Genomic DNA, 11,780 nt, shown 5'->3' with positions numbered 1-11,780 from the left:
TATTTATTGGCTTCGTTCTCTAACCAGGCTATAGGTTTATAAGGATAAGTGAAAATGTTTAAAGTAATGGGCACTTTACTTTTTGGTTCTATGTTATTGCTTGTGCAATCTTGCGCACATGTGCCAGTAGAAACTAAAGAAGATCCATGGGAAGGTTTTAATCGTTCTATGTTTATCTTTAATGATACGGTTGATGGCGCTGTTTTAAAGCCAGTGGCACAAGGTTATAAGGCAGTTACCCCTACACCCGTTCAGAAAGGGGTGAGTAACTTTTTCTCTAACTTAGGTGAAATAGGGAATATTACCAATAACCTTCTGCAAGGAAAGTGGGATGGGACAGCATCGTCCACTTTTCGTTTTCTGATTAACAGCACCGCTGGCTGGTTTGGTCTGTTTGATATTGCTAGTGAACTGGGACTGAAAAAATACGATGAAGACTTTGGGCAAACGCTAGGTTATTGGGGCGTGTCATCAGGGCCTTATCTTGTCTTGCCATTCTTTGGCCCATCTACTGTCCGTGATGGATCGGCGTTTGCTGTTGAATATACCTATGTCGACGAAACGGGTCTTTTGGATTTGAACAGTGATGAAAAGTTAGGTTTATTAGGCTTGGATGCTGTTGATACTCGTGCACGATACCTGAATGCAGAAGGCATGATCATAGGTGACCGTTATAGCTTTATTCGTGATGTGTATTTGCAAACACGTGCATATGAAGTTCACGATGGGAATGTCCCAAAAAATAAACCAGCGGCTCAAGAAATACGTTCTGAAGACGGCAGTTGGGGTGATGATACTGCAGCAGAAGATGGTTCTAGCTGGGGAGACGACTCTGTAGATGACGGTTCAAGCTGGGGTGATGAAGGCTCGAGTTGGGGTGATGATTCTGACGATGACGACTCAAGCTGGGAAGATGATTCTAGTGGGAAGTAGTGCTAATTATTAAATAGGAAGAGTCTTTTTATGACACTTCCATGATTTTGCGCAAATAATGTGCAGATATTTTGATTCTTTGTTGGGGATAAGTGCTATATTTTTAAAACCCCCTTGTTGAGAAAGACAATGAATCACTTACTTTCTAAATACCGTAAGCCTCTTAGCACTTGGGGCTTTTACTTCTTTTCTACATTCGTTTCTATCAATGTTTATAGCTCCCCAACACTCAATATTCTAAATTGGGATGATTACCTTTCGGAAGAAACGATTGCTGGTTGGGAAAGTCTTATGGGCGCAAAGGTTCAGGTCATTACTTATGATGATGAAGATGCCCGAGATTTACTTTTAACCGATACAACACAAAATCTAATCGATCTTGCGATTGTTGACTCCCCATCCGCCACAAAATTAGCAAAATTAGGCTATGTTGTTAATCTGAAAGATGCTGCACATCGTAGTGATATTGAGCCAAATTGGCTCCAGCGTTGTGGTGACAATGGGGTGCCTTACTTATGGGGAACACTGGGTATTGCATATCGAGAGGACAAAATAGATCAGCCCATTAATGCATGGGCTGATCTATTTTCCGGAAGAGAAGACTTAGAAGGTCATATCGGCATGCTGGGTGACTATTACAGTATGACGGCACCTGCCTTGATTCATCTAAACTTATCTCCTAATACCGATAAAGAGGATGATCTTAAAGCCATGTTTGAGCTGTTGAGGAAACAAACTAACAGCGTACTAACATATGTATACGCACCATCCTATTTATTGAATTCAGCAAATAAAGACGAGCTATACGCAGCGGTTGTATACAGTGGTGATCAATTCCTGATGAATGACACTATTGGAAAAGAAGTATGGCGTTATGTGTTGCCAGACGAGCCGTCAATTGTTTGGTTAGACTGTTGGGTGATCCCTTTTAATTCAGAGAAACAGTCGCTGGCTTTGTCCTTTATTGAATATATCGGTCAAGCAAATATTGCTGCGAAAAACTCGGAAGAGGTAGGTGTAGCAACGGTAAATCGTAAGGCTCGTAGTTTTCAGAGCAAGGAGATGACAGAGGATGAACTGATTTACCCTAGAGAAGAGGGTTTTGACAAGTTGGTGTCTGTTGAGATGCTATCAGATGCCAATATAAGGCAGCGCATTCGCATACAAGAAGCTATTAAGGTCATACATGAATCTAAATAAGCGGCTTATCCTTCTACTCCTTCCCGTTATTATTTTGGGGTACGGGGTCGCCACTTATTTTATCTATCAATATCAGAAAAGTAATATTATTGAATTGGAACAAGCTAAGTTGGAGCAGCGAATGTACCAACTGCAAAGCATTTTTAAAGAGGAAGCGTCTTCTGTTGATAGTTTGATGGCGCTTTTTCTGGAAGGAGGGTATTTATCCAACTTTTTACAGTCTACTTCCTCTAGCTATCGAGACATTGCCCTTAGCCAAAGTCTGACGGTATTAACGACTCAATTACAATTGAGCAGAAATCATCGCGTTTCTTTTGCTTTGTTTAGCGGAGGAGGCGAAGAGCTATTTTATTTCGAACGCAGTTCAGACCCTTTTGCAACCATAAGTGATGAGCAGACAGAGATGTCTATTCAGATGATAAAAAACCGAGTCACAACGGATTGGCAGCTTAATCACGATACATTACCCAGTACAGTAATAAGAGGGCGTTTACTGGATAGAGTCGCATTATTGCCGTTCAGGGGGCGTGATGTTCAGGACAGTATTCAATTGTCCTTTTCGGTTCGTATGGATATGTTTTCAGATTACTTAGGATCTTTAAAAGAGGTATATGAAGCCAGCATTGAATGGAGTGGCAATCCGCAGTTGTATATAAATGAGCTTGGTTACTCTATCGAACTCTCCCCAAATCAATTTCTGACGATTAAGCCTAATGTCAGTGTGCTGGTGGAGCCATTGTCACAACTGTCCATAAAATTAACGGCCATTGCATTGTTTCTGGCTATTTTTACGTTCGGTCTGCTTGTTTCTTTGATCTCTCGTTTTATTACTGCCCCGATTGGAGAGCTTGATAGAGAGCTTACTCAAGTGATGAACTTTCAAAGGGACAATATTTCACTTTCTTCCAATAGGAGTGAAATAGGGCAGCTAAGTAAAAAATTTCATATTTTGTTTGAGCAGTTGCAAAGGAACTTGAAGAAAACACATGAAATGGCGATTACGGATACGTTAACCGGGTTACCCAATCGGTTCCGATTTTATGAGTATTCTAGACATGTGTTAGCCAAGGCTGAACGAGACAAATCGTTGGTGTCTTTGATTTATATCGATTTGGATAATTTTAAATTTGTGAATGATAAGTTAGGGCATGAAGCAGGAGATGACTTGCTGTGTTTTCTTGCTCAAGATTTGCAGCGATTGATTCAGCCTATTTTGAAACAAAGAGGTGGCTGTATGGTGTCACGCTTATCCGGCGATGAATTTGCGATTGTGTTAACGCATGTCGTCGCTGAAGAAGCGGATGAACTGGCAAAATCTGTAGTGAATTTGTTTGTGGGTGGTTATAAGTCAGATCAACATTATTTTCCTGTTTCTGCAAGTATGGGCATTGCCTCTTATCCAGAAGATGGCGACACGTTAAAAGAGCTAATAGCGAATGCCGATATGGCTATGTACAACGCCAAGCGGTCAGGGAAAAATCATTACAAGCATTACTCCGTTCATATAGCTGCGGCCGCACGACGCACAAAAACAATCGAAAACTCCTTAAAAATGATTGAGTGTGATAAAGAATTCTCCCTCGTTTATATGCCTTACACCTCTGCCGATGACCGCATAAGAGGGTTTGAAGTACTGATTCGCTGGAACTCTCCAGAGTTGGGTGTTATTCAGCCTGATGAGTTTATTCCGATCGCTGAGCAGACAGGGTCTTATTCCAAGATAGATCATTGGGTATTTGAAACCGCTTTTCAAAGCCTTCCCAAAGTACGAGAAATTTTTGGCGAAGAATGTATTTTGTCGATTAACATATCGGCTGCCGAGTTGGGCCATCATGTTGTATTAGAGCATCTTGTTGAGCTAAAAAAACAATATCAGATAGATGATAAGAGCATTGAGTTAGAGTTAACAGAAACTTTTAGTTATGTACAAACTGGCGCTGTATTTGATGTGTTGAATGGCTTGCAAAATGCTGGTTTTAGTATCGCAATTGACGACTTTGGTGCAGGCTATACACCGCTTTTGCATATGATTGATTACCCAGTAAATAAGGTAAAACTCGATAAAGTGCTGACCGAGCGAGTAACGGATTCGGAATACGCCAAGCTGTTGCCGCCACTGATACAATTGTGTCATTTGCAGGATATCGCTGTAACGGCCGAGGGAATTGAAAACCCCTTTCAGCTTCAATGTTTAAAAGAGGCGGGTTGTGACTTCTTTCAAGGGTATTGGCTATCTAAGCCAATGACCCTTGATGAATTAGAAAATTGGTATCGTATTTATCACACAAGAGAGCTTTAGTAGCCCAGTAAGGCTATTGCAATGCGATCTTATTATCTAAGGTCACTTTTAACAATTTTCCCGAGTCTGTACCGATATACAGCGCACCTTTTGAATCTTGAGCGATTGAGCGAAGGCGCTCATCTAAATGTTGCAGGTAGCGAGTTTCCGTTGTTTCGCCATTTTTATCGATTTTAATTTTATTCAAATGTCTTAACGCTAAAGCAGTCGATAAAAAGTCACCATTCCAATTTGAAAACAACATGCCCCTATAACGAATCAAACTGCTAGGTGCAATTGAAGGGATAAATACTTTGGCTGGGTTATCTATGCCGACTTTTGTTTGACCTTCGCCCACATTGATCGGCCCCCAATATTCCTTACCATAAGACACAATCGGCCAGCCATAGTTAGCGCCAGGACGAATGAGGTTGATTTCATCTCCGCCTCTTGGGCCGTGTTCATTAGACCAAAGTGTGTCTGTGTCCGTATCGTAAAACAGCCCTTGAGGGTTACGGTGACCATAGCTCCATATCTCATTGCGAATATTGGCATGAGTTACAAATGGATTGTCAGTTGGCACAGTGCCGTCTAAGTTTAGACGAATCACGCTGCCAGCATGGTTGGTTAAGTCTTGTGCATTATCACGAACACCGCGATCACCTACAGAGAAAAAAACGTGTTCTTTGTCATCAAACGCGATACGACCACCATAATGCTTTGTTGTGCTGGTGGCTGAATCTGTGACGAACACATCTTGCCAATCGGTTAATGAGTTGTTGGTTAATTTTGCTCTTGCCAGTGTTGTATTAGCGCCATCTTTTGTAGGCTTGGCGTAAGTGAAGTATACCCATCCTTGAGTCTTGAAGGTTGGCGGAATGGCAACATCCAATAAACCACCTTGGCCACGGCTATCTACTTCGGGTAAACCTTTCAGTGCTTGGGATTTACCACTGACTAGATTGACTTTATAAGTCTCACCTTTTTTTATGGTGACGATAGCTTCTTGATCACTGAGTATGGCAATGCCCCAAGGTATGCCATCGAATTGAGTGACTTGATCAACGTTTAATGAATCATCAAGGATGGCATCCGAGGCGCTAGTATTTAGCGCCATTAGGCTAGCTAAAAATAGAATCCAAGTTTTCATAAGGCGACCTCTTCTCGCAAATTTCACTGTCTTAGTATATACAAAATAATCAATAGAAGAGGCGGGGGCTTGCTATTTCCTTAACAATTGCGGAATGCTTGCCCAGTTTAAAGAAGTATTTAAATTAGCGCTAATTAAGGCGTTGAATGCAGCATTTTGCTGCAATAATGCAAACATTATTGTGGCGTAATATGAAAAGAGGATTAGCCAAAGTAGCGCTCGTTGTCGGCCACATTTCGAGTCACAACCGCATTAGCGGCAATAATCGCGTTATGGCCGATCTTAATACCGGGAAGGATCTTGGCACCGCCCCCAATCCAGACTTTGTTGCCAATCGTAATCGGACGAGCAAAACACTCGCCAGAGGCACGCTGCTCAGTGTCTCTAGGATGATCCACCGTATAAAGGTGGACACCAGGGCCGATTAATACATCGTCACCGATATGGATCTTGGCGCTGTCTAAGAATATGCATTGGAAATTAATAAAAACACGTTCACCCAGATGAATCTGCGAACCATAGTCACATTGAAAGCCTGGCTCAATCACCACGCTGCCAAATTCGGCAAACAAGCGTGTCACATGACGAAGGTTACCCTTGCTTGGGTGAGCATTGAACTTAGCACAGGCAAGGCGAGCGGCTTCGCGTCGTAATCTAAGATCAAGATCGATCCCATTGAATGATTCACCTAGAACCATATTTTCAAACTCTGTCCGTTCAGTCATATACCGTCTTTTTAAAAAATGTATCTCGAAAGTAAACAAAAAACGCGGCCTAAGCCGCGTTTTTAACGTTCACTATAATGACAAGCTGATTAAAGCATAGACGCCAAAGTGACTTCTAGTTTAGCCTGATCCGCTGCGAAGTTACGAATGCCTTCAGACAGTTTCTCTGTTGCCATTGCGTCTTCGTTCATTGCCCAACGGAATGCTGTTTCTGTGATTGCTGCAGGAGCAGGTTTCACATCCGTAGTTGGCACCAATTTACGCTCAAGTTTGCCTTCGTCTTTTTTCAACTCTTCAAGCAGGTTAGGGCTGATAGTTAAACGGTCACAACCAGCGAGTTGCTCGATTTCGCCGATGTTACGGAAGCTCGCGCCCATCACAACGGTTTTGTAGCCGTGTTGCTTGTAGTAATTGTAGATTTCAGTAACAGAGACTACACCTGGATCTGTTTCTGCAGTGTATTCTTGGCCAGTCGATTTTTTGTACCAATCAAGGATACGACCAACGAATGGAGAGATCAGGTAAACGCCCGCTTCAGCACAGGCTTGTGCTTGAGCGAAAGAAAACAACAACGTCAGGTTACAGTTAATGCCTTCTTTTTCTAGCTCTTCTGCGGCTTTAATACCTTCCCAAGTCGACGCGGCTTTGATTAGAACGCGGTCACGAGACACACCAGCTTCTTCATAAAGGGCGATCAATTTACGAGCTTTCGCTAGTGTCGCTTCTTTGTCAAAAGACAAACGCGCATCCACTTCAGTTGAAATACGGCCTGGAACATATTTTAGAATTTCAGTACCAATGATCACAGCAAGCTTGTCGCCAGCGTCTAGGATTTGCTGGTCTTTGTCGTTACTTTGCGTTTTTGCCCAAGCAATCGCTTGATCAAGGAAAGGAGCGTACTCTGGAATTTGTGCAGCTTTAAGCATCAAAGATGGGTTAGTTGTCGCATCTTGTGGTAAAAAATCTTTGATTGCCGTGATATCACCGGTGTCGGCCACAATGGTCGTGAACTCTTTTAATTGAGATAACTTATTGCTCATTGCTCTTATCCTTTGCGTTGATGATTTTTGACCAATTCAATGGCCTCTAATAATACATTTACCTTTGCGTCAGCTTTGTGACCATTTTCAGATAGGTAGCGACGGAACTGTTTGCCGCCGGCTTCGCCCTGAAAAATACCCAAAATATGTCGGGTTAGGTGCATCAAGCGTTCGCCTTCTTCTAACTTGCGTTCAACATAAGGAACGAAAGCTTCTAGTGCCTCGTAGCGATCATGAACCAACGGCTGACCGCCAAATAATACTTCGTCGACTTGGCTTAAAATCCAAGGATTGTGATAAGCCTCGCGGCCAACCATCACACCATCGACGTGTGCCAACTGTTCTTTGCATTCTTCTAGTGTTTTTATGCCACCGTTTAAAATGATTTCAAGGTCTGGAAAATCTTTCTTCAACTGATGCACATAATGGTATTTCAATGGCGGTACTTCACGATTCTCTTTTGGGCTCAAGCCTTCCAAAATCGCATTACGAGCATGGACAATAAAGGTCGTCACGCCAGTCGTCGCCACATCGCCGACAAAATCCCGCACCACGCTGTAATCTTCTTGGTCGTCTAAACCAATGCGGTGTTTGATCGTCACCGGAATATCGCAGTTATCCTGCATCGCGCGCATGGCATCTTTTACCTTATCAGGGTAAGCCATCAAACACGCACCGATTAAACTGTTTTGTACTCTGTCGCTTGGGCAACCCACATTAAGGTTAACCTCATCAAAGCCTGCTTGCTGCGCCATTTTTGCGCATTTACCCAAGGCAATCGCATCAGACCCACCTAATTGCAGGGCAATAGGGTGCTCGCAACCATCATGACGTAAGAATCTTTCAGGATGATTACCTTGCAGTAACGCTCCAGTGGTCACCATCTCGGTATAAAGCAGCGTATTCTTGCTAAGTGTTCTAGCGAAAACTCGGTAATCGGACGTAGTCCAGTCCATCATGGGCGCGATGGAAAATCGACGATCAAGCTCAGCGCTTGAATTTACTGGGTTAGACCCATTATCTAGTGACATTCTTCTACTATCGAATTAATTCAAAAAAGCGTCGCGACATAAGAGAGCAACTCCCTGCGACTGATGCACAACATTATGTCATAAAATTACAAGATATCTAAGAGTCTGAGGGAAACATTGAGGTTAATAGAGCAAAAGTGACATCAAACTCGTTTTATAAGGTTGTTTAATCTTAAACGATAGCTTTCCACCTGAGATGAAAGGCAACTGGAACATCTATCCAAAGATGAACAAGACAAGACTCGCCCTATGTATCGCATCACCCGCGACGGCTTCGTCTTCTTGGCCATGGGCTTCACCGGCACCAAAGCCGCCCAGTTCAAAGAAGCCTACATCAACGCCTTCAACCAAATGGAAAAACAGCTCAACGAACAAAAACACCTTCCCGCCACCACAGACAACCTAGCACTAGCGGAAAAAGACAGCTATTCCCTCCAAGGAAAGCAACTGCTCAACAACATCGTCAAATCCATGCAGATACAAAGCGACCCCGTCGTTGTTCCATCAAAAGAACTCATCGACCTAATCCAAGCCGTCCGCACTTTCCTAACAAAAAAAGCAACAGCAAATAGCACGACTAGCTTTTTAATTCAGGCACGCAGACTGGGTAAACGACAACATCACCCGCGTCAAAGACTACGCCCAACGCAACTTTGTCGACTTCTAAGCGAAAAGCCTTTCCAGTCAATAAAAGCAAGCCCACGAAAGTGGGCTTTAGTTGTTGTTTGGGCTAGTAGGAAACGAGAAAGTCTTTTAGTATCAATGAACCTTTAAACGCGAATACTTACTATTAAACTGTTAGGTTTAAATATGGAATACTCAATACCACCACTAGGTAAACTGTTCATCAGCTTATTATTGTTTTTGTGCTTTCTTAGCCTTGCTCTAAGCATTATGGCTTTGTTGCAAGGAGATTTAGTAGCGATACTTCCAGTAGCTGTAAATAGTGCTGTTATTTTTGGTTATTTTCGTCGTACTACATGGTTGTCAACAGCTATTAAGTTTTACTCTGCCATGTTAATTTTGAGTGGTTCTATGATGTGGCTATCATATTTCATTGGCGGCGAACTCCCCGAGCAAAGTGTTGATATAATCCGTAGGTCTGTCATAGCCCTACTAGGATTATTTTTTATTTCGTATGTAAATACGTTTGTTAAGCACTTGAATTTGGGGGCAGATGAAAAATAGCACCTAGCCTTCATCTACTCCAAACAGCTCCACGAGCAAAACCAATCACAGACAACCTAGCTCTAGCGGAAAAAGACAGCTATTCCCTCCAAGGAAAGCAACTGCTCAACAACATCGTCAAATCCATGCAGATACAAAGCGACCCCGTCGTCATCCCCTCTAAAGAACTCGTCGACCTAATCCAAGCCGTCCGCATGTACCAAACCCAAATCGCCCAACTCCGCACACCAGACTGGGTAAACGACAACATCACCCGCATGAAGGACCTCGCCAAACGCAACTATATAGACTTCTAAACTGCAGACATAAAAAAGCTCACCGGTTGTGGGCTTTTTTGTTGTTTTTCATAGGTTAAAAAGATAACTTTAGTTTTGGGGGGATGGAATTGGCCATCTTTTTAAGTGCAAATATACTTATTTAAATTATTTGCTGAGGGTGTGTTTTGATTCCTATTATTTCCATTGTAATCGGTGCTTTTCTAGGATCGATCATAAGCTTTGTTTCATTTAGATATAAAGAAAGAAAAGCTGTCCATAGCAAGCTTAACCAATCCCTGTTTGGTCTGCTTTCAGTTTGGAATGAAATTTCCGCATCTAGCTTTCTACTCTCTGAAGAATATGTTGATGCATATATTTCTTGTATAAAAAGGAAATTGCCAAATGAAGTGATACCAGAAGGCTTTAAGTCCGACATGTTTATACACAATCTTAAGCTAATGCCAATTAATAATAGGATTGAGCTATATGGAAAATACAATATGTCTGTTGATGACCTATCAATGATAGACCCATTGTTAGCATTCGAGCTTTCAAATAATACTCTTTTAGTTGGATTTTTAAAAAAAAATCAACGAACACTCTTTTGGTGATCCGAATTCTGATGATCCAGATTTTGTCGCATTGAAAAGCAGTTTTACTAACCTTGCTTATAAAGAGTCATTAGAGGTGTTTGAAAAAGACTTGGTGACTCTTTCTAAGCGAGTCAATAAAAAAACGATGAATGGTGTTAAGCGAAAAATTGCCGAGAGGCACCAGCGAATGAGAAAGATTTCTGACAAAGATATGGATGATATGGTTGATATGGTTGCTCAGATTTTTGATCCTGTTCTAAAGAAGATAGGCTCTTAGAGAAATATCTGTGAGTTTTGCGTTAGATGAAAATTAGCAATGTTTCATCTGATGCAATTCTTAAAGTTTTATGAGCACTTATTCGCCCATATCGCATCTACAAACTCAGGGTGGTCGATATACGGATTACGGTTGCCTTGTAGCTCTTGTACTCTGTCGTTACGGCGTTTTTCAAAGTCGGTAACGGCAAACTCTTCATTCCATTTCACTAGCGTGCAAAGGTCGCCTATGGAAGGCTGGCCGCTTTGTTTTTCGTTGCTGTCTAATATGATTAGGTCTGGCATGTTTTCGGGTGAGGCGTCATCGCCTGCTTCGTAGCGTGAAGCCATGTAGAAGATCATACGGGCGATTTGGCCTTTGGCGCGGTCGGTTGGTTCAAACGATTCATTGGTTTTGTCCACATAGGTGCCACTGAATACTTTGCTGCCATCGCCTAGGGTATCGTAGAAAGGATCGCCGCCCATGTCATAACCATAGTTACTGTGAGCGCCGTTTATATTGCGATCGGCAGGGCGTAGGTGGTGCAAGTCGGTGTACCCATCTTGGCTTTGTTTTTTGAATCCTCGCGACTTTGGCCAAACGTGTTCTCGGTCCCAAGAATCGTTATTGGATTTACCACGGTTTGCCTGGTTAATGTGTCTGGCTTCATCTAGGTAAAGCATTTGCACTAGGCCACATTTTGGCGCGTCATCTGGACAGGCGGAATCGGTGTAAACCAAGGCTTCCCATACGTCTATCTTCTTGCCATCGTACCAATCTGTATTACCACTTTGCGTATACTTAAGCGGCTTCTGACCGTCTATGATGGAGTGCAGCTTCGCTTTCAACGCGTCACCAGATAGCCCTTCCGTTCCATCGTAGTAACCCGCTAACACAACTCCCGACGCAACCCCCGAGAAAAACATAAGTAACGTAATAAGGCAGCGGCGCATGGCACATTTCCTGAGGAATAAGATAGGCAGGATTGTAGGGCCGTTTGCTGTCAGTAATGCGTTTGGATTTGCAGTGTTTTGCCTAAATTCAGATAATAAGTGCGACACTGCAAATCAGGTGTAGAAGAAGCCAACTGCTGAAGTTGATACACTTCTTCTTACCACAGATAAAGCAG

General features: G+C 42.6%; 12 protein-coding genes. 7 read left to right on the top strand and 5 right to left on the bottom strand.

Translation table 11 applies throughout. The features are described from left to right. The first annotated feature begins 54 nt into the window (after nucleotides 1-54). The 3 genes from DFP77_RS10240 (at nucleotide 55) to DFP77_RS10230 (ending at nucleotide 4,432) form a co-directional block, all read left to right on the top strand. Nucleotides 55-933, top strand: coding sequence for an MlaA family lipoprotein (locus DFP77_RS10240; RefSeq protein ID WP_114412199.1), 879 nt, complete (start codon nucleotides 55-57; stop codon nucleotides 931-933). A 129-nt stretch (nucleotides 934-1,062) separates the two neighbouring features. Next, complete coding sequence (locus DFP77_RS10235) at nucleotides 1,063-2,133, top strand: ABC transporter substrate-binding protein (protein ID WP_114412198.1); 1,071 nt, start codon at nucleotides 1,063-1,065, stop codon at nucleotides 2,131-2,133. 121 nt (nucleotides 2,134-2,254) lie between these two features. Further along, on the top strand, nucleotides 2,255-4,432 hold the full coding sequence (locus DFP77_RS10230; protein ID WP_181858530.1) for a putative bifunctional diguanylate cyclase/phosphodiesterase: 2,178 nt from the start codon (nucleotides 2,255-2,257) through the stop codon (nucleotides 4,430-4,432). Nucleotides 4,433-4,445: 13 nt separating this feature from the next. On the opposite strand, the gene DFP77_RS10225 is transcribed toward DFP77_RS10230, so the two are convergent. The 4 genes from DFP77_RS10225 to dusA all read right to left on the bottom strand — a co-directional run bounded on the left by DFP77_RS10225 (nucleotide 4,446) and on the right by dusA (nucleotide 8,357). Next, complete coding sequence (locus tag DFP77_RS10225; protein ID WP_114412196.1) at nucleotides 4,446-5,561, bottom strand: PQQ-dependent sugar dehydrogenase; 1,116 nt, start codon at nucleotides 5,559-5,561, stop codon at nucleotides 4,446-4,448. Nucleotides 5,562-5,764: 203 nt separating this feature from the next. Next, nucleotides 5,765-6,286, bottom strand: coding sequence for a sugar O-acetyltransferase (locus DFP77_RS10220; protein ID WP_114412195.1), 522 nt, complete (start codon nucleotides 6,284-6,286; stop codon nucleotides 5,765-5,767). A gap of 89 nt (nucleotides 6,287-6,375) precedes the next feature. Beyond that, entirely contained in the window at nucleotides 6,376-7,326 is a 951-nt protein-coding gene (gene tal, locus DFP77_RS10215; RefSeq protein ID WP_114412194.1) for a transaldolase, read from the bottom strand. A 5-nt stretch (nucleotides 7,327-7,331) separates the two neighbouring features. Continuing rightward, nucleotides 7,332-8,357 carry a tRNA dihydrouridine(20/20a) synthase DusA gene (dusA, locus tag DFP77_RS10210; RefSeq protein WP_114412193.1) on the bottom strand — a complete coding sequence of 342 codons (1,026 nt, stop codon included), beginning with the start codon at nucleotides 8,355-8,357 and terminating at the stop codon, nucleotides 7,332-7,334. Nucleotides 8,358-8,606: 249 nt separating this feature from the next. On the opposite strand from dusA, the gene DFP77_RS10205 reads away from it, so the two are divergent. The 4 genes from DFP77_RS10205 (at nucleotide 8,607) to DFP77_RS10185 (ending at nucleotide 10,672) form a co-directional block, all read left to right on the top strand. After that, on the top strand, nucleotides 8,607-9,131 hold the full coding sequence (locus DFP77_RS10205) for a Rha family transcriptional regulator (protein WP_258861123.1): 525 nt from the start codon (nucleotides 8,607-8,609) through the stop codon (nucleotides 9,129-9,131). A gap of 36 nt (nucleotides 9,132-9,167) precedes the next feature. Further along, entirely contained in the window at nucleotides 9,168-9,545 is a 378-nt protein-coding gene (locus DFP77_RS10200; RefSeq protein WP_114412192.1) for a hypothetical protein, read from the top strand. A 442-nt stretch (nucleotides 9,546-9,987) separates the two neighbouring features. Then, nucleotides 9,988-10,413, top strand: a complete 426-nt coding sequence (locus tag DFP77_RS10190) for a hypothetical protein (protein ID WP_114412191.1) — start codon at nucleotides 9,988-9,990, stop codon at nucleotides 10,411-10,413. Between the two features lie 31 nt (nucleotides 10,414-10,444). Next, on the top strand, nucleotides 10,445-10,672 hold the full coding sequence (locus DFP77_RS10185) for a hypothetical protein (RefSeq protein ID WP_181858529.1): 228 nt from the start codon (nucleotides 10,445-10,447) through the stop codon (nucleotides 10,670-10,672). A 68-nt stretch (nucleotides 10,673-10,740) separates the two neighbouring features. Here the strand turns inward: DFP77_RS10185 and DFP77_RS10180 are convergent, their stop codons facing one another. Beyond that, nucleotides 10,741-11,604: an endonuclease I family protein gene (locus DFP77_RS10180; RefSeq protein WP_114412189.1), complete on the bottom strand. Its 864-nt coding sequence runs from the start codon at nucleotides 11,602-11,604 to the stop codon at nucleotides 10,741-10,743. Nucleotides 11,605-11,780: the final 176 nt, after the last annotated feature.

It is taken from the genome of Marinomonas foliarum (assembly GCF_003337275.1).
Lineage (GTDB): Bacteria > Pseudomonadota > Gammaproteobacteria > Pseudomonadales > Marinomonadaceae > Marinomonas > Marinomonas foliarum.
Note: the sequence above shows the minus strand (reverse complement) of the source record. Positions and strands in the feature narration are given on the sequence as shown.